Origin of the sequence: Rhizobium sp. Root1204 (genome assembly GCF_001424965.1) — a bacterium.
GTDB lineage: Bacteria > Pseudomonadota > Alphaproteobacteria > Rhizobiales > Rhizobiaceae > Pararhizobium.
Map to the genome: position 1 here is coordinate 85,888 of NZ_LMCZ01000015.1, position 21,682 is coordinate 107,569.

Below are 21,682 nucleotides of genomic sequence, written 5' to 3' on the forward strand. Positions count from 1 at the left end.
CGGTTGGTCGGGTTCTGGACGGCGATGGGGCACGACCAGCAACAGGACCAATCTGGCTGGAGCGACGTATCCCGGATGTGTCCGGCTTCCATCGGAAATGTACCGCAGTGTAGGGCCCGGCCTTTCCACGACACAGTGATCAAATCGTTGGCCAGCCCGGTCGGCGGTTGGTGCGAATTGTATCAGACTGTATCGAGGGCGCTGGAGGCTACATCCGCATTCAATTCTGCGCTTGACGGGACACATGCGGGATACGTGCAGTCGGCTTCTTCCCATCACGATCAATCGAGATGGAGAGAACGATGTCACCTCAAATCAATCACCAGCGCCGCCGCTTCTTCGGTATCGCCGCCATGACCGTGGCTGCCACCCAATTGGGCATGAGCACGATCGCCCATGCCCAAGCGCCCGCTGCGTCCCCTGCCTCGGTCAAGGCAGGAGGGCATACTTCGTTCGCATCACTCAAGCAGATCAAGACAGGTCTGCTTGATGTCGGATATGCAGAAGCCGGCCCCGCAGATGGCCCTGTAGTCCTGCTCGTTCACGGCTGGCCATACGACATCCATAGCTATGTCGATGTCGCGCCGATCCTGGCCGATGCAGGTTACCGCGTGCTTATCCCCTATCTGCGTGGTTACGGGACGACGCGTTTCCTTTCGGATGAGACGCCGCGCAACGGTCAGCAGGCGGCACTGGCTGCCGACATGATCGCCTTCATGGATGCACTCGGTGTCGAAAAGGCGATCCTGGGCGGATATGACTGGGGTGCGCGCACTGTCAACATCATGGCGGCTCTCTGGCCGGAACGCTGCCAGGCGATGGTGTCGGTCAGCGGCTATCTCATCGGCAGCCAAGCCGCCAACAGCAAGCCATTGCCGCCGGCCGCGGAACTCTCCTGGTGGTACCAGTTCTATTTCGCTACCGAGCGGGGGCGGCTCGGTTATGCCGCCAACACGCACGAGTTTGCAAAGGTCATCTGGCGGACGGCATCGCCCACCTGGACGTTCGACGACGCGACGTTCAATCGTTCTGCCGCCGCCCTCGACAATCCGGATCACGTGGACATCACCATCCATAATTATCGCTGGCGGCTCGGTCTCGAAGAAGGCGAGGAGAAATACGATGGCTTCGAGAAGCAGCTCGCGATGGGTCCGGACATCACCATTCCGACGATCACCATGGAAGGCGATGCCAATGGTGCGCCCCATCCGCAGCCATCGGTCTATGCAAGGAAGTTCTCGGGGCAATATGAGCACCGGGATGTTGCGGCTATCGGGCATAATCTGCCGCAGGAAGCGCCGGAGGCATTCGCTCAGGCCATCCTCGATGTCGCGAAATTCTGATTGCAGGGCTGTTGCGAGAAACCGCTTTACTCGCAACAGCCGAGACGAAACAAATGTCGCCTGAGTGCGGATGCTTGAAAGGCAAGAGATGGAGCATGTCGACCACATTCTGATCGTCGATGACGACCGCGAAATTCGCGAACTTGTGTCGAGCTATCTGAAGAAGAACGGCCTTCGAACGACGGTTGCCGCCGACGGCCGGCAGATGCGCAGTTTCCTGGAGGCCAGCACTGTTGACCTGATCGTCCTCGACGTGATGATGCCGGGCGATGATGGCCTGGTGCTGTGCCGGGAACTGCGCGCCGGCAAGCACAAGGCAACGCCGGTTATCATGCTGACGGCCCGTGACGATGAAATGGACCGGATCATCGGGCTGGAAATGGGCGCCGACGACTATCTGCCGAAGCCGTTTGCGGCACGAGAACTTCTTGCCCGCATCAAGGCGGTGCTGCGGCGGACCCGAATGTTGCCGCCCAACCTGCAGATCAGTGAGGCCGGGAAACTGCTGACGTTCGGAGACTGGCGGCTCGACACAGTCGGCCGTAATCTGTTGGACAAGGACGGCACGGAGATCGCGTTAAGCGGCGCCGAATATCGGCTGCTGCGGGTATTCATCGATCATCCGCAACGTGTGCTCAATCGCGACCAGATCCTGAACCTGACGCAGGGCCGCGATGCCGAACTGTTCGACCGTTCGATCGACCTTCTGGTCAGTCGCCTGCGCCAGCGGCTTGGTGATGATGCACGCGAACCGACCTATATCAAGACGGTGCGGGCCGAGGGCTACGTGTTCTCTGTGCCGGTCGAAATCTCGGTGCCCAGAACATGAGTGTAGGCGGCAAATCCTGTTACCGCTGGTGGCCAAGCAAGCTTCGCTCGCGATTGTTCCTGATCCTGTTTGCCGGACTGGCTGTCGCCTATGGGTTGTCCTTCAGCATTCTTTTTGCCGAGCGCTACATGTCAGCCAAGGCTGTCATGCTCGGGACACTGGAAAGCGATTTGGCAACGTCGATCGCAATTCTCGACCGTCTTCCCGCCAACGAGCGGACGGATTGGCTGGATCGGCTGAGCCGCGGAAGCTACCGCCTTGTTCTCGGGCCCGGGCTTCCAGGTGTTCCGGATTTATCGGGTCGTGGTGCTGAGATCGCGGACCGGATAGGCCAGGCGGCCGGCAACAGGTTTCCGATCCGCGTCGAAGCCATCCCGGGCGACCTCACGCGGCTGCAGGCGCATCTGACGCTGTCGGACGGTTCGCCACTGACAATCGATGTGACCCCGCGCGGAGTAATGCCCCTGGCCGAATGGCTGCCATATGTTTTTGCAGCCCAGATGGTTCTGCTCATTCTCTGCACCTGGTTTGCGGTGCGCCTCGCAATTCGTCCGCTTGGCGCTCTCGCCGCTGCCGCCGATGCACTCGATCCCGGCAGACAAGGTTCGCCCCTGAACGAGGATGGACCGAGCGAGGTTGCGCATGCGGCACGGGCCTTCAACGCCATGCGTGACCGTATTGCCCATTACCTGGAAGAACGGGTGCAGATTCTCGCAGCAATCTCCCATGACCTGCAGACGCCGATCACGCGCATGCGGCTTCGCGCCGACATGGCGGATGATAGTCCCGACAAGAACAAGCTGGTCAGCGATCTGCGCGAGATCGAGCGCCTAGTGCAGGACGGAATTGCCTATGCGCGCAGTTCACATGGCAATGGCGAGAAAAACGCGCGCATCGATCTCGCATCCTTCATCTACAGCATCGTTTACGATTATCAGGATACCGGCAACGCGGTTTCGGTGACTGGTATCGCTCAGGGGACTGCCGTGACCAAGCCGCACGCACTGCGGCGTATTTTGACCAACTTCATCGACAACGCCCTCAAGTTTGCGGGTGCTGCCGAGATTAGCGTTGAACGCAAAGGCGAAAAAGCTCTGGTAATTACGGTTAAGGACCATGGACCGGGCATTCCCGACGACAAGCTGGAGTCCGCCATGCAACCGTTCTACCGGCTGGAGACATCTCGCAATCGGGATACAGGAGGCACAGGGCTTGGACTGGCCATCGCCCAACAGCTTGCCGTCTCGATCGGTGGAACGGTGCGGATCTACAATCGCGACGGTGGTGGGCTTGCCGCGGAAATATCGCTACCCTAATAGGCCCGACCAGCAGCCTCTACGCTGCGATACAATTCCGACCTTTTCGAAAACATGCCGGATACGTCGATGCGGCAAAACACATCCGTCAACCACGTCGCGTTACGCGACAGAACGAAGGAGTGTTCCATGACAAAGATCGACAAGGTGCTTTATACCGGCAAGACCCACACCACCGGCGGGCGCGACGGTGCGGCGCGCAGTGACGATGCGCAGCTCGACGTCAAGTTTTCGCCCCCGGGCAGCGGCAAGCCCGGTACCAATCCCGAGCAGCTCTTTGCGGCTGGCTGGTCCGCCTGCTTCATCGGCGCCCTTGGCATAGCCGCAGGCAAGCGCAAGCTAGCACTCCCTGCGAACACGGCAGTCGATGCCGAAGTAGACCTCGGCATGAGGGACGGCGCCTATCTTCTGCAAGCCCGGCTGAATGTCAGCCTTCCGGGGCTGGATATCGACCTTGCACGGGCGCTGATCGACGAAGCACACCAGACCTGCCCCTATTCCAAGGCAACACGGGGCAACATCGCGGTCGAGCTGACGCTCGTTTGAGCCGTTCCGCAATCTCACGGAGTGTTCCATGAAACGCCTGATCATTGGCATGCTTGCGCTCGCCGTTTTTGCCGCGCCGTGCGTTTATGACGTGTTTTCCAACGAACCGTCGCCTTTGGCTGCTATCGCCACAGCGGTAGGCCCTCAAGGGTAGCCTGAGTGGAAAATAGGATAGGAGCGGCTGTGAAACAGTCGCTCCCTTTGACTATCACGACTTGTCGCCTTCGTTCTTCAGCAACGCCGCAGCTTCGATCGCCAAAGGGTCGCCCTTGAGAAGAAGATAAGCCAGCACCGATTTCAGGCTGGGATCGCTGAGGTCAGCCGGCATCAAGACACCCTTCGAATTCATTTCATCCTGACTGATCAATCCGTCGCCGTCGTGTTCCATGCGTTCGCTGTAATCGATCGTTGGCTTTCCCTGCTCATCGGTGTCGATGCCGGGTTTCAGGATCTCGTTAAATGTCTTGAATTCATCAGAGTTGAGTTTTCCATCTCCGTCCCTCTCAAATTTTCCTAACGCATTATTGAGCATCTGCGAGAGGGGGTCCCGGATCATTGCCGCGGCATTAAGGAGGGCGGCCGAAACGTCCGTTTCGTCAACAAGGCCGATCGAGGGAACCATTCCACTCGGGATTAGTGCATCGGTATCCGTGCCGGTGGTGGGAATTCCCACGGCTTCGCGCATAAATCGGATCTCGCCAACAGAGCGATCGAGGAGACGCCCTTTCTCAACGTTCCTAAGCACTCCAATTTCATTGGCGGTACGGATTAGGTCGACAATGCAATCCGTGGTGAACGTCACAAAAAATCCCTCGTCCACAGATCCACCGGACTCGCCGTCGTCAGAGCCACGTGGACGCCCTCAGCGTTTGCCTACACCCGGTAGAACGGCCATTCCATCCGCCGCTCCAGCCAAGCCAAGCGCCAACGATAGGTTGACATCTATTCAAGCGGGTAAGTTTCCTTGACTCAAATATCCATGGCTGAGAAGCGTGTCTGGCACTGCCCGACGGAACTTCTTGCCGCCAATCAGCTTTCCGTATCGGCGATTGGGAGCTTCGATGAGCAGAGAACAGATATTTGAGCCGCTCGATCAAGGGATCGTTGAACGCATCAGACGATTGCAGATGCTGGCAAAAATCATGGACACCGCCGTTCGTATCCCCGGCACAAACATCCTGTTTGGCGCCGACGCGGTCATTGGACTGGTTCCCGTGATCGGAGATGCAGGTAGCGTATTGGTAGGTTTGTACATCGTCAACGAAGGTCGTCGCTTGGGTCTGCCCGCCAGCAAGATTGCGAAGATGTTGGCCAACCTTGCAGCAGACGGTGTCGTCGGGGCAGTCCCTTTGATAGGAGACGTGTTCGACGTCTATTTTAAGTCACATCGCAGGAATGTTGCCATCATCCTCGACCATCTGGGTATGTCGCCTGCTTAAGCGTCCGAATTTTTTGCCCCACAGCATCTTGTTGGACTATCATTTGAAGACAGCGGATATGCAGATATATCATCGACCGGCCAGGTGGCCCAAGTTTGGAACGAATTCTCGTCTCGCGGATTTCTGTGTCGCATTTCACTCAATGAGGAGACACATCATGAAATCACTGGCCGATGTATTCGAACACACGCTGCAGGACGTCTATTATGCCGAAAACGCGATAGTCAAAGCCCTGCCGAAGGTAGCAAAGGCTGCCAAGAGCGCGGAACTGAAGAAGGCTGCCGAGGACCACCTTGCAGAAACGAAGGACCAGATCAAGAAGCTTGAACTGGTCTTTAAATCCATTGGGAAAAAAGCGTCGGGGGAAAAATGCGATGCCATCGAAGGTCTAATTAAGGAAGCCGATGGGCTTATGAAAGATGCCGAGGGCACGGCTCTCGATGCGGGCCTGCTCGCGGCATGCCAAGCGGTCGAGCACTACGAGATTGCGCGTTACGGCTCGCTTCGAGAATGGGCAAAAGATCTTGGCCATGACGAGGCTCACAAATTGCTGAGCGAAATTCTCGACGAGGAAAAGGCAACCAACAACAAGCTTACCAACCTGGCCGTGACCTCGATCAATAAGACCACCGTCAAGGCGAAGGCAGCGTAACGCTTCCACAGTTCGAAAAATAGAGAGCCGGTCCATGGCCGGCTCTTCTTCAGCCCGCGATAGGGAGCAGACAGGCCGATGTCGGACCTTTACAGGCCATAACGAGGTCGACTGTACGATCCCTCAGTTCGCGATGGCGGGATGGAGTAGTCGGTCTTTAGCATCCCTTCAAGGCGCTAGACTGCGCGGAGGTGCCCTAAGCCAGGTGAGCAGTCTCTAAATTCTAGGTGACGGCCTACAGAGCTTGCGCCATGATTCCGGCATATTCAGGCCGTCGATCCTTTCGCCACTCATCGCTATTTCGCCGTCCCGTTCTGAACAGGAACTGACGGGAAGTCTGCATGGAATTAATGGCATGACGCTTCTTCGCTATAGGGAGCAAAATGGCGGCATCCCGCTTACGCAATCCCTGGGCGCATTCCATCGACAATGCCTGGAGTGGACGGCCCACGCTTTTCAGTGGCCGGGTCTGAGCCGGCTATTCTCTATTCAGTGAGCAAAGTCCTGAACGAACCGGAACTTCCTCCCCTATCGGTTCAGCATTGGACTCTGCAGGACCCTGGTTTGATCGTCACTACAAGCACGCCTCTGTCGACGAAGCATGGCCGAACTATTTTCGGCGATTTTGGACAGCTTCAGGCCGCGCTCGCCGAATGGATATTGGTAGCGCGAATTCAGGCCTTTCTTCTGAAGCCGCTGCTCTGTTCTGGTTTCTGCGTCACATTCTGGTGTTGTCTCGAACAATCCCGGCAAGTGGGTGACACTTGGGGATTTCGCCGGTTGGGCGATCCCCATCAAGGTGTCCCGGGCAAAAGTGCCGTTCGGCCCCAGACACGAAGCGAGTTTCTTCATAACCTCATTACGATGTTCTGAAACCGCGGCTTATTGAAGCTCTTCCGCTTCAAGGCTCTGCTACGATCGGTTGATGTCCCCGGAGTGGCTCATGTTCTAATCATTCGCGGTCATGGTGATTAGCCGCGGGGAATATGTGACTTTTTCTGTAACTGCAACCAAACGATCTCTCGTGCGTTTGTTCCTCGGAAGATAAATCAGAGGAGAAGTTAGATGGACTGGAATCGTGTTGAAGGTAATTGGAAGCAGTTCAAGGGGAACGTGAAGGAACAGTGGGGCAAACTCACAGACGACGACCTTGATCAAATCGCCGGTAAGCGGGATCAACTCGAAGGCAAGATCCAAGAGCGCTACGGGATCGAAAAGGATCGAGCAAAGAGTGATGTGGACGACTGGTATAGCCGCCAGTCCTGATTTTTTGCCGTGGAATCAGTAAAGCCCCGTGGAAGCGGGGCTTTTTGTCGAGATAAGTGCTGTTTTTTGGGCTGCGGCAGCCTGGGTAGTTATTGGCGCAGCGGTAGGCCGACGCGTCCCACATAACTGCACATTCTTGTCTAACCGAAAAATGCGTCAACACACCTCTCGTCAGCGCGCTTCATTATGTTTTGGCAGCGACGCGGTCACAGCAACGCGCGGTCACGCCAACGTTAGCGTGAAATTTTTCGAATACTGCAACGAGCCCCCAAGATGAACTCGTTGCAGCGATCACCGCGTAGGTGGCTATCCGAATAGTAGGCTGCTCAGGCATCTGCGCCATGAAATGGAACACTTGCCTACGGTTTTCCCTCAGAATTCCTCCCAACTATCAGTCGAAGGGGCCGCTGCGGTGGCAGTCGAACTGCGTGCAGAGAACGCCCGCGTCAACTTGTTTGACATAGTGCGAGCGGGAGATGAAAACGGCGTAGCGTTTGCCGGACTTAACGCAACCGGGCGTCTCGTGGGCGTGTTTCTAATCTCGTTGGGAGTAGAGTTGGTGCCAAGCTGGAACTGAGCCACGAGATCCTTCAGCTTGGCCGACTCGGTTGCAAGCGTTGCTCCGGCAGCATTAGCCTCCTCAACCATTGCAGCATTCTGCTGTGTCACCTGGTCCATCTGATTAACGGCGGTGTTAACTTCGGCCAAGCCTATCGCCTGTTCTTTCGCTGAGGTAGCGATCGAGTCCATGTGCTGGTTCATGGTGACGATAAAGGCCTCGATCGTCTTGAGAGCTTCACCGGTTTGGCTGACAAGTTGCACGCCGCTCTGGACTACGCCCGTGGACGTTTTGATGAGATCCTTTATCTCCTTTGCAGCCTTCGCCGACCGTTGCGCAAGTTCGCGCACTTCCTGCGCCACAACGGCAAATCCCTTGCCGGCGTCGCCTGCGCGGGCGGCTTCAACACCGGCATTCAGGGCAAGCAGGTTCGTCTGGAACGCGATCTCGTCGATAACCCCGATAATATTGGAGATTTCATTCGACGAATGCTGGATCTTGCTCATCGCATGCACGGCATTGCCGACCACCATACCGGATTGATGGGCACTGTCGTTTGCTTGCACGGCTATGGCGCGGGCTTCTTCGGCACGTTTCGACGAATTGCTAACGTTTGCCGTGATCTGGTCCAGGGCTGCAGCGGTTTCTTCGAGGGAGGCTGCCTGCTGCTCTGTCCGTCGTGACAGATCGTCGGCGCTGCTGCTGATTTCGCGCGAACCGCCTTCGATCGATGCGGTGGCGGAAGCAACCGACGCAAGGGTTGTACGAAGCTGCTCGACCGCCCCGTTGAAATCGGCGCGCAGGCTTTCAAAGTCTTCTGTAAACCGTTCAGTCAACTGGAAGTTGAGGTTACCGTTTGCCAGATGTTTGAGGCCGTCAGCAAGACCATTTGTGGCTTGGGCCATGGCTTCGGCCCGCAGACGTTCCTTCTCCGCGTTGCGACGGCGCTCGTCATCGCTGAGGTTGCGTTGCTGGTCGGCTTCAGCTTCAAGCTCTCGGGTGCGAACTGCGTTGTCTTTAAAGATCTGCACTGCCCGCGCCATGGCGCCAATTTCGTCACGGCGAGCGCCACCCTCGATCTGAGCATCCAGGTCCCCGCCTGCTAATCTGGACATCGTGCCTGTGATGCGCCCGACGACACCTGCCAGTGATCGTGCAAAGAGGTAAAAACCGAGGAGCGACAACAGCGATACGACCGCCGTGCCGATGATAGATGTCCAAAGAGCATGCTTGGCGCCGGTTATAATAGTGGTCACATTCGACGCGATTTCCAAGACGCCGATTTTCTCGCCCGAAAAATTGGTGAGAGCGATCGCGTTAACGATGAAGCTATCTTCACCACCTGAGACCTGCTCATCGGTGAAGTTCCCGTCAAAGGCGGCCTTGACTGCCGTTTCGGACAGATGGGATTTGCCGCCTGTTGCCGCTTGGACCTCGAACTTTCCATCAACCAGAACATGAACAGTGACATCACCACCGATCTTGCGAGCAAGTGGTTCAAAATATGCATTCGTCAAACCGGTCCCGACATCCACGACGCCAACGGTCTTTCCATCGTGGACGATGGGCGCTGAGGCAAACATCGCGACTGCAGACTTGCCCGGCTCTATCCCGGCAACCAGTTTGCCAGCTGTGAGTGCCTCGACTACCGTCTTGCGTCGACCTTTTAGGTCGTCGCCAAATTTGTCTGGTGTATGAATACGCGCAATTGCTGTGCCGTTGGCATCGACGAATGTCAGGTTTTGGAGACCACCGGCATCCTTGATGCCCGGCATGGAGCCGCTGAAGTTGGAAATCAGTGTGTCACGGGCGTTGGAGACGACAAGTGGACCAATGTCCGGCTGGCCTGCAAGCGCAAGTGCCAACGCCGAGGCCGCCTTTTGCTGTGCCGACATATCCGTTTCAATGAGAGCCAGATCGCCAGCTGTCTCTCGCTGCAAAGCCTCGAAATTCGAAACGGATTGCCGATACCAGGCGCTACCGCCAATTGCGAGACTTGAAAAAAGCACAGCCGCAAACCCGTAGGCGGTTATAGTGACCCACAAGGGGCGGGTGATCTGTGGGTGTGTCATCGATGCTCCATCTGTAAATGTGAAGCACACGTATCGTTGAAATTCCGAAACATTCTGTAAACAGTAATATAATTGGAATCAGAGCAATCAGACCACTACTTTAAAGGGCACTGTCCTCGTGATGAATGAGAGGAGCAAGTACGTGTATAGGGCGGTCTCGGGGTGGGACTCGCCGCCAACCGGTTTGACTTACCCGGATTGAGAAGCGTGGTTTGTCGGAGAGTTCAAAACCAATTCGTGGGCCGTTCTTCGTCCGCCAGCCTCGCCTTTTTGCAGGATGCCTTTCGCCATCAGGTCTGCAATGTCGCGCGATGCCGTGTCCTGGGATGCGTTCGTCAATTTTGCCCACTTGGTCGATGTGAGCTTGCTTTGGAAGTTTCCGTCTAGCAGCCGGTTGAGGACTTCGGCTTGCCTCGGATTGAGATCGCTTGAAGCATGCATCTGCCAGAAATCATTTTTCACCATCACGTTGTCGAGGGTCAGCAGCGCCTCGCCAACAGCATAGCCCAGCCGATCGAGGAACCACTCGATCCAGTTCGTGATGTCGAGGCTATCCTCGCTGGTAATTGATTGCGGGGCTTCATAGTATCCGATGCGGGATCGCTCGATTGACTATGAGGACTAAAATTCGCTGACCAAACTCCACTTTGAGGCAGCCCATTCCATATTGGCTGGAAGATGAAGATGCAAGCGGATCAATAATGTAGATTGCCTAATGTGGGTTATGCACCTGAAACAACGCAAGCTTTAATCCGTATGCGCAGCCAGACGCGCTGCGGGCAGGGCGTTTGACGGTGGGACAGATCGGAAGGCGTTGAGGTACAGAGCGCTCATTGAATGGCGCCGCCAAGGGCGGCATTTCGATAAACGGGCCGTCCATGCAGGGCTCGTCCTGATTGCGGGGCCGAAACAAGAGCTGTTCGAAAACATACGGTAGACGTGAACGAAGGATGAATCTCAGGCGAGTGCTATTGCTGTTGACGTTCGCAACGGTCTGAAGCCGCTGTTAGCGACGGTCGGTGGTTCATATCCCTTCAACGCGGGTGGCAATTGCTATCGAAGACGGCGTTTCACCGTGAAGCAATGACAGCGGCTCCGGCTGCATCGAACAGCGACAAACGGACATTGTCGATATGGATGCCTACCGTCTCGCCGATGCCAAACCCCGTGTCCGCAGGTGCGCTGACATTGATTAGCCCGAGTTCAGGATTGCGCACAAACACCGAGGTGGTGCCGCCAAGATACTCGCGGGCTTCGACCGTTCCCCGGCAGTGCCCGTTTTCCGGGGCAACCAGCGACAGATGCTCGGGACGCGCGCCGAGCTGCACGGGCGCCGCGTCGCTCCTTAACGGCATCTTCAGGAACCCTTGACCTGAGAGATCAAGCTGGCCATCCCCATTTCGCTTGCAGGCCAGAATGTTCATCTTGGGGCTGCCGATGAATTGGGCGACGAAAAGATTGGCGGGATTTTCGTACAGTTCGTATGGCGTACCCTGCTGCATGACGCGGCCGTCTTTCAACACGACGATGCGATCCGCCAGCGTCATGGCCTCGACCTGATCGTGGGTGACGTAGATCATGGTGGCGCCGAGCGTGCGGTGAAGCTTGGCAATCTCGAGCCGCATATCCACGCGAAGGGCGGCATCCAGATTTGACAGTGGTTCGTCGAACAGGAAGCCGACCGGTTCGCGCACGATCGCCCGGCCGATGGCAACACGCTGGCGCTGGCCGCCGGAAAGTTCCTTCGGGTAGCGATCGAGAAGCGGAGTCAATTTCAACGTATCGGCTGCCGCATCCACCTTTGTCTTGATCGCGCCGCTCGAGAGCTTGGCGAGTTTCAGGCCAAAACCCATGTTCTGGCGAACGGTCATGTGGGGGTAGAGCGCATAGGACTGGAACACCATGGCGAGCTTGCGCTCCACCGGCAGGGCCTCGGTCACGTCGCGTCCGTCGATGATGATCTGGCCGGCGGTCGTCGCCTCCAAGCCTGCGATCATCCGCAATAAGGTGGACTTGCCGCAGCCGGAAGGACCGACGATGACCACGAATTCGCCGTCGGCGATCTCCAGGTCGAGATCCCTGATGATCTCGACAGTGCCATATTGCTTGCCTGCCTTGCGCAGCGAAATCTTACCCATGGTAATCTCCTGAAATAAGATCAGCCCTTGACTGCGCCGGCCGTCATCGACCCGCTGATCTGGCGATACATGATGAGACCGAGCAGCACCGGCGGCAATGCGCCGACGATCATAACGGCTGAGGCGACGCCCCATTGCACGCCGCCTCCACTGGCAGCGAAGAAGAATGAAGCGCCAACGGTGATCGGCACTGCCTTCGAGGTGGTCAACATCAAGCCAAACAGGAATTCGTTCCATGCGGTGATGAAGCCAAAGATCAGGCTGGTGACAATGGCCGGGCGGCAGACAGGCGCAATGACACGGAGAAGAATCTGCGTACGGCTGGCGCCATCCATCAGGGCCGCTTCGTCGAGTTCCTTAGGCAGGTCGCGGATGGCGTTGACCAGGATGACGAGGGCCAGTGGCAGGTTGACGATGGACAGGATCAGACCGAGGCCAAGGCGGGTGTCCAGAAGCGCCAACCACTGGAACATCATATAGAGTGGGATGGCAAAGATGATCAGCGGCACGGCGCGCAAATTGACGATAAAGGGCAAAAGCGTACGTTCGCCGAGCCGGCCCCGGGCAATTGCATATGCTGCCGGGAGGGCAAGAACAACCGCTAACGTGGTGCCGATGAAGGCAACCGTCATGCTGTTGAACAAGTAGAGGAAGATGTTCAACCTATCGGACACTTGGAACACCGCGAGATAATTGTCGAGTGTCGGCGCCTGCACCCATAGTCCGGGATTGGTTGACAGTTCGCGCGTGCTCTTTAAGGAGGTGACAAGCGTCACCAGAATCGGAAAATTCATCGCAAAGGCGGCAAGGGCGAAGACGAGCCAGCGAAGAGCATTGATCATGTGAGTGCTCCCTTTCGACGGCTGGCAATGAAATTGAGGCCGTAGAGGACGGCGAAGGAGACGGCGAACAGGATCACGGACGCAGCTACTGCCTTGCCGATGGCGCCCTGCTTGAAGAAGGCCTCGTAGATATAGATCGATAGCGAGGCTGTGGAGCCGCCGGGGCCACTGCCTGTCAGAACGTAGACGTTATCGAAAACACGGAAGCCATCGATAAAACGGATGAGAAGGGCAACGACAATCGTCGGAGCCATCAATGGCAATTCGATGTACCACAACAGATGCCACCGCCGGGCTCCATCCATCGCGGATGCCTCGACGATCTCTGTAGGGATCGCCCGATAGGCCATATAGAACAACAGCAGGGCAAACGGTGTCCACTGCAAGGTTTCCACGACGATCAGCGTCCAGAATGCGGAGGTGGGGCCGAGGAAGGAAACACTGGTGCCGAACCAGGCCCAGAGATAATAAGGCACCGGCCCCGCGAATTCGTGCAGCACGAGACGATACATCAGGCCGACCAACGCCGGCGCCACCATCAGAGGCAGCATCAGGATCGCCATTAGCCAGCTGCGTCGTTCGATCAGCGGCGACAGAAATATGGCAAGGATCAGCCCGAGCGTGCATTCGAGCAGCGCGGTCAGCGCTCCGAAGCGCAATGAAAACCAGCTGGCCTGCCAGAAGGCTCTGTCGTTCCAGACCGCAGCAAAATTCGACACACCGGTGATCTTGGGCTGGCGCAGCGTCTCGAACGATACGTCGGAGACGGAATAGATCAGGTTGACGATTGCCGGAAAGCCGAGGAAGACCAGCAGAAACAGGACGAGCGGCATGGCCAGCAGCCGAAACTCCGAAGAATGGGCGCGCTGCGTGTTCATCGAACCGCTGTCCTTCCTGTAGCAACTGGGTAGGCGTTCATCCGGCATGTCCGTTCGGTTAGGAGATTGCTTGTCGGCCCGTCGTCGCTGCGCCGGTTCTTGCGGTAGATGCTGGCGGCGATCAAGCCGCCGCCAGCAAAGCCGCTACTTGAGCAGCTCAGTCATGCCCTTTTCGGTATTGGCAAGTGCATCGTCCAGCGACTGTTGGCCGGACCAATAACCGGTGAATTCCTTGGCCTGAAGTTCGTAGACAGACAGCGCCTTTGCAGCGGTGCCGCCGTTCATGACGTAGCCGTATTTAGACGCGAACTCGCCGAGCTTGACGAGATCGGGGCGTTCTTTCGCGACTTCGGTGACGACTTCTGGCGTCAGCGCTGGCGCGCCGTTGTTCCGGGCGTAGGTCAAAGCAGCTTCTTTCGACGAAAGCCATTTGATGAAGGCCTGGCCACCGGCCTTGTTTTCGGCGTTCTTGTTGAGACCGAAACCAAGGCCATGAATGTGGGTGAAGCGACCTTCGGGGCCAGCGGGCGGAGCAACCGTTTCCGTGACGTCGGCGACCGTCGGCGACTTTTCCTTGTTGGTCAGGTCGGATGCGGCAGCATTCCACTGCATCATCGCGGCAACCTGGCCCGACGTATAGGCGGCATTCGCTTCGGCAAACTCGTACGATAGTGAATCGCTAGGCGTCGCCCCGGCATCGTAGAGCAGCTTGTAGGTCTCCAGCCCCTTGCGATAGGCATCGGAATTGACCGTGATCTTGCCGCTCTCATCCATCCAATTGCCGCCGTAGGCACGCGGCAACGACTGGAACACCATCATGTTGAACAGAAGGTTCTTCAGCTGCAGAACGGTGCCGTATCGCGTCGGGCTGTCAGGATTGATGGCCTGGGTGAAATACAGCGCGGTTGCGGCGTAGTCATCCCATGTCCATTCGTCCGGGCTCTTCGGTTCGAGCTTCTTGCCAAGGTGCTTTTCAGAAATTTCGGCATACTTCGCCTTTGCGGCGTCGTCCTTCATGAGGGCCTCGACCAGGTCCTTGCGATAGTACATGAAGTGCATCGAAAGGTCGGTCGGAACACCAAACTGCTTGCCTTCGTATTGCATGGTCTTGAGCACGGATTCGCCGTAGACCGAGGCCGCCTCGTCCGAAAGTTCGACCGGCTCCATGAACGGCGCGTATCGGCCGATGGAATAGGTTGCAAGCAGATTGACGTCGAAAGCCTTGGAACCGGCAGCGAGGTCGGACTGGAGCTTGTCCCAGAAACCATCGCGGTTGAAGAACAAAAGCTCGACCTTGTCGTTTTCAGTGACATCTGGTCTCCCATTATAGACGTCGGTCACGGCCCGCAGCGCTGTCTCTTCAGGTCCGCCCGGCCAACCGAGCACGGTCACTTTGGCGAATGCGGAGCTTGCCAGAAGGCTGGCGATGGCAACTGCCAGAAGGCTGCCTTTCCTGATCGTCGTCAATGTCATTTTAGTTCTCCTCTATTTGATTTTTCTGGTGATTTTTGCAAGATCGGCGATCCCCACGACGCCGGCACTTTCCCCAAGAGCGGCGGCGTGGATTTTTGGTGTGAGCCGCGGCGGCAGGCCTTCGAGTGCCTGCCGGACGGTGTCGAGATAGGTGGGCGCTAGCCCGATACCGCCGCCGATGACAATGCGCGGCGGATCGAGTGCAAAATGGATATTGCGGCAAAGCTGGGCGGTCTGGCGTGCCGATGCGCCGATTATGTTCATGGCCCACGTCTTGCCAGCGGCTGCAGCTTCGAAAACATCCCGCGCGGTCGCGCCTGCGTGATGATCCTGGGCCTGGCCGGCTATCCAATGACCTGAAACCTGATCTTCCAGCGTCCCGGCTACATCCTCGGCGACGCGGAACTGCCCGAAATGGCCGGCAAGGCCCAACATCGGTTTGCCGTTGACGACGATGCCACCGCCGATGCCGGTTGAGATGGTAAGAAACACCATGTCTTCGTTCTGGCCAGCGCCGAAACGGAATTCGCCCCAGGCTGCTGCCTGCGCATCGTTAGCGGCGAGAACCGGCACTCCAGAAAGGCGTGCGACCGTTTCTGCAAGAGGAAAGCGATCCGGGAGGTCAAGCGTGTTGCGGTTGAGCGCCGACCAGAAGCCTTGATCGACAATGCCGGTGACGGCCGCGCCCGCTATCGCGTAACTGCCTTGCCACGAAGTGATGGCTGCAAACAGCGCTTCAAGCCACTGTTTGGGATTGCCGCCGCGGGGTGTCGGGACCTTGTGGTTATCCAGGACAACGCGTCCGCGCACCAGTGCGGCAAGCATCTTGGTGCCGCCTATGTCGAGTGCGAGAACAGTATCCTGGTCGATCATGCGGGTCATGCTCCGACCGAAGCGAGGGTGTCATCGAGCGCGGCGCGGAACCAGGAGGTGACGTGTTCCGGGCGCGTGATCGCGGAGCCAACCACCACCGTGAAGGCGCCACTTGCAAGGGCTTTCGAAGCTTGCTCGGGTGTGCGGACGTTACCTTCAGCGATGACATGAGGCGTAAGCTTCGAAGACGCCGCGATCAGCGCGAAATCGGGCTCCGTGGGTTCGACCGGTCCGGTATATCCGGCTAGTGTGGTGCCGACGATCTCGGCGCCCTCGGCCAGTGCCCGTTCGGCATCCGCCAGAATAGAACAATCGGCCATCGCGATGCGGCCATGTGCGTGGATACGGTCGATCAGCGTCTTGGTGTCGACCGGACGGATGCGCTTGGTTGCGTCATAGGCGATGATATCTGCACCGGCTGCTACCAATGCATCGACATCCTCGATCCATGGCGTAATGCGCACCTGCGTGTCATCGAGGTCGCGCTTGACCAATCCGATAATCGGCTTGTCGGTTGCCGCACGGACGGCGCGGACATAGTTAGCCGACTCGATGCGGAGCCCCGCCGCACCGCCATCCAATGCCGCCAAGCCGAAGCCGACGACCATCGCGGCAGTGTCCATCGCGCCACCTTTTACCGGCTGACACGATACGATTAGTCCATTTTTTAAGGCTTGCATATCAAGCAGCACGTCCGGCTCTCCTGTTGTGTGATCACGGTAGCAGGACAAGACCAGATTGCAACAGGACTCTAACTGGTATTACCGCATAAGCTCAATGACGAAATCGTACACGTCGCCGCGATATTTCGTTTGCGTGAACTCAACGATCTGGCCGTCAGCAAGAAAGCAGCGCCGCTCCATGATTAGCAGACTGGCAGCTTCAGGGGTGCCGAGAAGATGGCGCTCCTCCTCGCTGGCGGGCTTTGCCTGCATCCGCTGGAGCGCGCGCACGGGAAGCGCGCCGTTGGCTTCCAGATATTCATAGAGAGAGGCCTGGATGGCCTGCGGGTTGGGCACGAAACGTGCCGGTAAGGTCGCGATTTCGATCGCGATGGGGGTATTGTCGGCTGTGCGCAAACGCTTGAGCCGCACGACCTTTTCGCTGCCTGAAATCCCCAGAGCCATCATTTCGGCGGGCGAAGGCCGCGAAATATCACGCGAAATCCATACGCAACCGGGCTCCAGACCACGGGAGCGCATATCCTCCGAAAAGCTGGTCATGGTAGCAAGCGATTTTTCGAGACGCGATGAAACGACAGTTTTGGCACCTTGGCGACGATCGAGAAAACCGTCGGAAACCAGATTGTCTATGGCCTTGCGTACTGTCACCCGAGAAATGTCGAGAGCCGCACACAAGGCGCGTTCACTGGGGATGACGGCGCCCCGCTTGATATGTGCTGTCCCGATCGCCGCCTTGATCGCATCTTCAAGCCTGCGGTAAAGCGGCTCGCCACTTTCGCTGGCCAGAGCTTTTGTGAGAAGGGTTAGAACCGCTAGATCGCTCAATCGAAGCACTCGCTTAAGAGAGAGCTTCCTTATGCAAAATTTTTTTTAATAGGTAAACTGGTATTGTTCTGCCGCGACCAGTTCGCGGTATTTTGCCTGTTTGGCCCGGCACCGCTGGCGACGAACCCACTGCTTGGAAAGGTCACGCCTTGGCGACGCTTTTGCCCGATCGCTGGTCAGGCGAACGCCGGTGCTACCTGATGTGGTGCGTGCTCGTTGGTGGCAAAGTTAATAGGGGGCCGAGAGTTCCTGTCTGTTCGAGAAAGTGTGAACGTTTGTCCAGTTGCACCAAAGGCGCCTTTCCCTAACGCGGAGTCTGGCCCAGCCTTTAGCAGGCCCGCCCCGTCGGGCGACCCGTCGGCGAGCCGCCCGTCTGCTCGAGAATGATCTCGTATAGCTGGTCGTCATGGGGTAGCGGCAAGGAAGGCCCATCTCAACGGACAGACTGTATGCCCTCGATCAAACCCGGTGACACGGGCCCAATCCTTTGACGGTAGGGACCTGTACCGTTCTGTCCGCAGGAACATCGATGTCAGCGAGTAGCCTTATCATCGCTTCATCTAAGCTTGTTCTAAAGGTTCTCTGACGAAGAGACAGTGAGCGAACTTGATGAAACTCTCTCCTCAGGCCTCCACACTCACACGGCCGATAGGCTTGGAGCAACAGGCGAGGATGTAGCTGTCCTCGATGTCCTCATCTGTGATGCCGCCATTGTGAACCATATGGACCTGTCCGTCCGTCTTGCGGATCTTGCAGGTGCCGCAAATTCCCATGGAGCACCCCGAAGGAATGAACAGTCCAGCGGATTTCGCCGCCGCGAGGATGGTGTCCGTTTCGCTACATTTCGCGGTGATGCCCGAGAATGCAAACTCGATTTCGGCCCGGTTCTGCGCATCGGGAACCACATCAGCGGGGACGTCTTCGGCATTTGCAGGTTCGGCCGAAAAACTCTCCTGATGGTAGCGGTTCATGTCGTAGCCGAGGGCGGCCAAGGCTTCTCGAACGGCGCGCATGAAAGGCTCGGGCCCGCAACAGAAGACCTCTCGGTCAAGATAATCCTGCGCCATAAGGCCAAGCATGATCTGGTTGAAGATGCCCCGATACCCTGTCCAGGGGCGGAAAGGATCCGCCTCTTCCACGACCCATTTCAGGTCGATGCCGACGATGCGCGACGCCATCAGTTCCATCCGCTCACGCAAGATGATCTCCGATGGGCGGCGCGCACAATTGATGAAAACGATATCCGGTTCGCGCCCGGAATCGTACATCCACGTCGTCATCGCCACCATCGGTGTAATGCCTGATCCGGCCGAGATGAAGAGGTACTTGTCAGCCGGGTGATGGGCGATCGAAAATTTGCCGGCTGGGCCGATCGCCCGGACCTTCATGCCCTTGTGCAGATTGTCAAGCATCCAGCGTGTGCCGAGGGAGGCGCGCTGGGCCTTGACGGTGATCGTCAGGGCCGTTGGCCGCGACGGCGAGGACGATATAGTATAAGTCCTGTAGAGCGGCCCGCCGGGTACGGGCAGTTCCAGCGTGACGAACTGCCCCGGATCATGGTTGAACAGTGCGCCGGAAGGGCTCTGGAAGCTGAAGGTCACAACGTCGGGTGCTTCTGGCGTGCGCGTCACGCATTCGATCATTTCCGCGTCGGTCCAGAAGGCGAGGTTCTTGAAGACGCTCATGGCGTTTACTCCGCGGCTTGCCGCATCGGCGCCAACGAACGTTCGAGCCACGTGGCATACCAATCGACGAACTGGATGACGCCGCTTTCCTGGTTTGGCGAATAGGGGCCAGGAATATAGGCGGGTGAGAGAATGCCCCGCTGGTTCGTCTCGACGATTTCCCGGTCCTCGTCGTTGGTCGCGATCCAGACCTCGGTGAGGCGGTTGCGGTCGTAGTCGACACCCTCGACGGCGTCCTTGTGAACAAGCCACGTCGTAGTGACTTCCGTCTCCATCGGGCTGATCGGCGTCACCCGGAAAGTCAGCGAATGATCCGGCAGGAAATGGTTCCAGGTGCTCGGGTAGTGGAATTTCAGAAGCGTGCCTGCATCCGGCAAACGAACGCGACCGAGATTCCGGCCAACGGCGGCCTTGCCGTCCATCGTATAGCTTAGCGCCTTTTCCTGGAGCGGCATGCGGGCAAAACGATACTGCCCGTCGTCGGAAATGCGAAAACCTGATGTCGCGCCGGAGGCTTCGCAGCGATCGAAATGCGCCTGCAGCACGGCCGAAACAGAACCATCCGGCGAAACCCCGGCGACATCGGGGTCCAGCGGGAACGAGCGACAGAGAGCGGGATGGTTGCTGCTACAATGATAGCATTCCCGATTGTTTTCCCAGACCAGCTTCCAGTTCGCCTTCTCTACGATCGTCGAGGTGTAGGCGACCTTGGCATCAGTAAGGTCATGAATGGCGAGGTAGGGGCGCGCGAGCTCAGCGAAGGCGTCGAAATCGGGCGGCGTCTGCGATAGGCAGATATAGATCAGCCCTTCGAGATTGTGCAGGTTCACCGGTCTAAGGCCGTGTCTCGAAGCATCAAAATCGGCTCCCATGTCATTCGCCCAGATCAGCTTGCCGTCGAGTTCATAGGTCCACTGGTGATAGGGACAGACGAGTTTGGCCACCTGTCCCTGCTTGGACTTGCAGATGAGCGAACCGCGATGCCGGCAGGAATTGTGGAAGGCGCGGATTTCGCCGTCGCGGCCGCGCACGATGATCACCTCATAGGCTCCGACCCGCATGGTTACATAGCTTCCAGCTTTCGCGAGCTGACATGCTGGCGCGGCATAGAGCCATTCTCGGTAAAAGAGGTGCTCCAGGTCGAGATCATAGACAGTTGGTGAGGTGTAAAAGGCCTGTTCGAGCGCGTGGCCCGGAAGGCGGCGAGCCAAAAGATCGTGGATGAATGGCGAGGAGGCTGTCATGGCGAATGTCCACATTCCGAGGGTTTAACTGACAGGAATTGTCTTTGCGCCAAGGCCAATTGACAACGGCATTTTTTTTGATGTGAGATTAGATGATCTAATGTCGAAACGATCGGGTGACGCCATGCAAAGACCATATGATCTTCCCTCCCTGACGGCTCTTGCCTGTTTCGAAGCCGCCGCGCGCAAGGCGAGTTTCAAGGACGCTGCGCAGGAAATGAATGTGACGCCGGCGGCCATCAGCCACCAAATCAAAGCGCTCGAGATGGACCTCGGCTGCAGCCTGTTCATCCGCCGCAGCCGCGGCGTTGAACTTACGGAAAAGGGAGCGTTCCTGTTTCTCTCGATCCGGCGCGGCTTCGAGGCAATATCGGAGACCGTCGCGCAAATGCGCGAGCGCCGCGACACAGTCGACGTGACGATCCGCACGACGACAGCGGTGAGTTCCCTCTGGCTTACACCAAAGATCTCCGCCTTCTGGAAAATCTATCCGGCTGTGACTGTCTCCCAGATTATCAGCGATATTCCGGGCGTCAGCGGGCCCTGCGACCTCAGTATTCATTACGGCGATCCGGATGAAAGCGGCCTTGAGCACCGCATCCTCTTTCAGGATCGCATTGTCGCGCTGGGAACGACGGCCTTCGCCGAGCAATACCGCATCGCGAGCGTCGAGGACCTGCTCAAGGTTCCGCTTATCCATATGAGCAATGAGGAAAACGGCTGGACGACCTGGACCGACTGGCTACGGTCGCTGGGATGCGCGGCGCCGAAGGGGCGGAGTTTCTACGTGAACAACTATATGATCGCCCTCCAGGCGGCCCAGGACGATGTTGGAGCGGTGCTCGGCTGGGACAGGCTGGTGAAAAGCGTGCTGGACGCTCGACGGCTTGTTCCCTTAGTGCCCGAATCCGTCTCCTCGCCAGTGCCCTTCCATTTGAAAATCCATGCGAGGGCGACCGCTCAGTCTCGCGTATTCGTCGACTGGCTGGTCAAGACCACATAGGTAAGATGGCTTCGCG

General features: G+C 57.7%; 19 protein-coding genes and 1 pseudogene. 9 read left to right on the forward strand and 11 right to left on the reverse strand.

Features of this window, described 5'->3' with window-relative positions; translation table 11 throughout:
- Positions 1 to 302 precede the first annotated feature (302 nt).
- The 5 genes from ASC96_RS15975 (at position 303) to ASC96_RS34260 (ending at position 4,188) form a co-directional block, all read left to right on the forward strand.
- On the forward strand, positions 303 to 1,343 hold the full coding sequence (locus ASC96_RS15975; RefSeq protein WP_060504128.1) for an alpha/beta hydrolase: 1,041 nt from the start codon (positions 303 to 305) through the stop codon (positions 1,341 to 1,343).
- Positions 1,344 to 1,431: 88 nt separating this feature from the next.
- Entirely contained in the window at positions 1,432 to 2,172 is a 741-nt protein-coding gene (locus ASC96_RS15980) for a response regulator (RefSeq protein ID WP_060504129.1), read from the forward strand.
- Positions 2,169 to 3,488, forward strand: a complete 1,320-nt coding sequence (locus tag ASC96_RS15985) for a HAMP domain-containing sensor histidine kinase (RefSeq protein ID WP_060504130.1) — start codon at positions 2,169 to 2,171, stop codon at positions 3,486 to 3,488. Before ASC96_RS15980 ends, ASC96_RS15985 begins: the two co-directional genes overlap by 4 nt.
- Before the next feature lie 129 nt (positions 3,489 to 3,617).
- A complete protein-coding gene (locus ASC96_RS15990) occupies positions 3,618 to 4,034 on the forward strand; it encodes an organic hydroperoxide resistance protein (RefSeq protein WP_060504131.1) in 417 nt (138 codons plus the stop codon).
- A gap of 28 nt (positions 4,035 to 4,062) precedes the next feature.
- Positions 4,063 to 4,188 carry a hypothetical protein gene (locus ASC96_RS34260; RefSeq protein ID WP_280140012.1) on the forward strand — a complete coding sequence of 42 codons (126 nt, stop codon included), beginning with the start codon at positions 4,063 to 4,065 and terminating at the stop codon, positions 4,186 to 4,188.
- 54 nt (positions 4,189 to 4,242) lie between these two features.
- Here the strand turns inward: ASC96_RS34260 and ASC96_RS33835 are convergent, their stop codons facing one another.
- On the reverse strand, positions 4,243 to 4,836 hold the full coding sequence (locus ASC96_RS33835) for a hypothetical protein (protein ID WP_244482085.1): 594 nt from the start codon (positions 4,834 to 4,836) through the stop codon (positions 4,243 to 4,245).
- A 259-nt stretch (positions 4,837 to 5,095) separates the two neighbouring features.
- Between ASC96_RS33835 and ASC96_RS16000 the strand changes: the two genes are divergently transcribed.
- The 3 genes from ASC96_RS16000 (at position 5,096) to ASC96_RS16020 (ending at position 7,391) form a co-directional block, all read left to right on the forward strand.
- Entirely contained in the window at positions 5,096 to 5,473 is a 378-nt protein-coding gene (locus tag ASC96_RS16000; RefSeq protein ID WP_060504133.1) for a DUF4112 domain-containing protein, read from the forward strand.
- 157 nt (positions 5,474 to 5,630) lie between these two features.
- Positions 5,631 to 6,125 (forward strand): ferritin-like domain-containing protein, encoded by a 495-nt coding sequence (locus ASC96_RS16005; RefSeq protein ID WP_060504134.1) that lies wholly within the window; start codon positions 5,631 to 5,633, stop codon positions 6,123 to 6,125.
- A gap of 1,065 nt (positions 6,126 to 7,190) precedes the next feature.
- Positions 7,191 to 7,391 (forward strand): CsbD family protein, encoded by a 201-nt coding sequence (locus tag ASC96_RS16020; RefSeq protein ID WP_060504137.1) that lies wholly within the window; start codon positions 7,191 to 7,193, stop codon positions 7,389 to 7,391.
- Between the two features lie 372 nt (positions 7,392 to 7,763).
- On the opposite strand, the gene ASC96_RS16025 is transcribed toward ASC96_RS16020, so the two are convergent.
- The 10 genes and pseudogenes from ASC96_RS16025 to ASC96_RS16075 form a co-directional block, all read right to left on the reverse strand.
- A complete protein-coding gene (locus ASC96_RS16025) occupies positions 7,764 to 10,022 on the reverse strand; it encodes a methyl-accepting chemotaxis protein (protein ID WP_060504138.1) in 2,259 nt (752 codons plus the stop codon).
- Positions 10,023 to 10,211: 189 nt separating this feature from the next.
- The gene (locus tag ASC96_RS16030) at positions 10,212 to 10,487 is read right to left on the reverse strand and encodes a hypothetical protein (RefSeq protein ID WP_156397517.1); all 276 of its coding nucleotides are present in this window, start codon (positions 10,485 to 10,487) and stop codon (positions 10,212 to 10,214) included.
- A 605-nt stretch (positions 10,488 to 11,092) separates the two neighbouring features.
- Positions 11,093 to 12,160 (reverse strand): ABC transporter ATP-binding protein, encoded by a 1,068-nt coding sequence (locus tag ASC96_RS16035; RefSeq protein ID WP_060504140.1) that lies wholly within the window; start codon positions 12,158 to 12,160, stop codon positions 11,093 to 11,095.
- A 20-nt stretch (positions 12,161 to 12,180) separates the two neighbouring features.
- Positions 12,181 to 13,002 carry a carbohydrate ABC transporter permease gene (locus tag ASC96_RS16040; RefSeq protein ID WP_060504141.1) on the reverse strand — a complete coding sequence of 274 codons (822 nt, stop codon included), beginning with the start codon at positions 13,000 to 13,002 and terminating at the stop codon, positions 12,181 to 12,183.
- Complete coding sequence (locus tag ASC96_RS16045; protein ID WP_060504142.1) at positions 12,999 to 13,880, reverse strand: sugar ABC transporter permease; 882 nt, start codon at positions 13,878 to 13,880, stop codon at positions 12,999 to 13,001. Before ASC96_RS16045 ends, ASC96_RS16040 begins: the two co-directional genes overlap by 4 nt.
- A gap of 144 nt (positions 13,881 to 14,024) precedes the next feature.
- Entirely contained in the window at positions 14,025 to 15,353 is a 1,329-nt protein-coding gene (locus ASC96_RS16050; RefSeq protein WP_060504143.1) for an extracellular solute-binding protein, read from the reverse strand.
- Between the two features lie 12 nt (positions 15,354 to 15,365).
- Positions 15,366 to 16,915 (reverse strand): annotated as a pseudogene (locus ASC96_RS33360) (putative N-acetylmannosamine-6-phosphate 2-epimerase).
- Between the two features lie 72 nt (positions 16,916 to 16,987).
- On the reverse strand, positions 16,988 to 17,734 hold the full coding sequence (locus ASC96_RS16065) for a GntR family transcriptional regulator (protein ID WP_060504145.1): 747 nt from the start codon (positions 17,732 to 17,734) through the stop codon (positions 16,988 to 16,990).
- 623 nt (positions 17,735 to 18,357) lie between these two features.
- On the reverse strand, positions 18,358 to 19,419 hold the full coding sequence (locus tag ASC96_RS16070) for a hybrid-cluster NAD(P)-dependent oxidoreductase (protein WP_060504146.1): 1,062 nt from the start codon (positions 19,417 to 19,419) through the stop codon (positions 18,358 to 18,360).
- Positions 19,420 to 19,424: 5 nt separating this feature from the next.
- Positions 19,425 to 20,663, reverse strand: coding sequence for an aromatic ring-hydroxylating dioxygenase subunit alpha (locus tag ASC96_RS16075; protein WP_060504169.1), 1,239 nt, complete (start codon positions 20,661 to 20,663; stop codon positions 19,425 to 19,427).
- A 124-nt stretch (positions 20,664 to 20,787) separates the two neighbouring features.
- On the opposite strand from ASC96_RS16075, the gene ASC96_RS16080 reads away from it, so the two are divergent.
- The gene (locus tag ASC96_RS16080) at positions 20,788 to 21,666 is read left to right on the forward strand and encodes a LysR family transcriptional regulator (RefSeq protein ID WP_060504170.1); all 879 of its coding nucleotides are present in this window, start codon (positions 20,788 to 20,790) and stop codon (positions 21,664 to 21,666) included.
- Positions 21,667 to 21,682 lie beyond the last annotated feature (16 nt).

Bases quoted from the DNA above. Each gene is read 5' to 3' on its own strand.
- ASC96_RS16030 (WP_156397517.1), bottom strand. From the start codon at position 10,487: ATGGTGAAAAATGATTTCTGGCAGATGCATGCTTCAAGCGATCTCAAT.
- ASC96_RS16040 (WP_060504141.1), bottom strand. From the start codon at position 13,002: ATGATCAATGCTCTTCGCTGGCTCGTCTTCGCCCTTGCCGCCTTTGCG.
- ASC96_RS15975 (WP_060504128.1), top strand. From the start codon at position 303: ATGTCACCTCAAATCAATCACCAGCGCCGCCGCTTCTTCGGTATCGCC.
- ASC96_RS16070 (WP_060504146.1), bottom strand. From the start codon at position 19,419: ATGAGCGTCTTCAAGAACCTCGCCTTCTGGACCGACGCGGAAATGATC.
- ASC96_RS15980 (WP_060504129.1), top strand. From the start codon at position 1,432: ATGGAGCATGTCGACCACATTCTGATCGTCGATGACGACCGCGAAATT.
- ASC96_RS16050 (WP_060504143.1), bottom strand. From the start codon at position 15,353: ATGACATTGACGACGATCAGGAAAGGCAGCCTTCTGGCAGTTGCCATC.
- ASC96_RS16000 (WP_060504133.1), top strand. From the start codon at position 5,096: ATGAGCAGAGAACAGATATTTGAGCCGCTCGATCAAGGGATCGTTGAA.
- ASC96_RS16045 (WP_060504142.1), bottom strand. From the start codon at position 13,880: ATGAACACGCAGCGCGCCCATTCTTCGGAGTTTCGGCTGCTGGCCATG.
- ASC96_RS16005 (WP_060504134.1), top strand. From the start codon at position 5,631: ATGAAATCACTGGCCGATGTATTCGAACACACGCTGCAGGACGTCTAT.
- ASC96_RS15985 (WP_060504130.1), top strand. From the start codon at position 2,169: ATGAGTGTAGGCGGCAAATCCTGTTACCGCTGGTGGCCAAGCAAGCTT.
- ASC96_RS16075 (WP_060504169.1), bottom strand. From the start codon at position 20,663: ATGACAGCCTCCTCGCCATTCATCCACGATCTTTTGGCTCGCCGCCTT.
- ASC96_RS16080 (WP_060504170.1), top strand. From the start codon at position 20,788: ATGCAAAGACCATATGATCTTCCCTCCCTGACGGCTCTTGCCTGTTTC.
- ASC96_RS34260 (WP_280140012.1), top strand. From the start codon at position 4,063: ATGAAACGCCTGATCATTGGCATGCTTGCGCTCGCCGTTTTTGCCGCG.
- ASC96_RS16025 (WP_060504138.1), bottom strand. From the start codon at position 10,022: ATGACACACCCACAGATCACCCGCCCCTTGTGGGTCACTATAACCGCC.
- ASC96_RS16020 (WP_060504137.1), top strand. From the start codon at position 7,191: ATGGACTGGAATCGTGTTGAAGGTAATTGGAAGCAGTTCAAGGGGAAC.
- ASC96_RS15990 (WP_060504131.1), top strand. From the start codon at position 3,618: ATGACAAAGATCGACAAGGTGCTTTATACCGGCAAGACCCACACCACC.
- ASC96_RS16035 (WP_060504140.1), bottom strand. From the start codon at position 12,160: ATGGGTAAGATTTCGCTGCGCAAGGCAGGCAAGCAATATGGCACTGTC.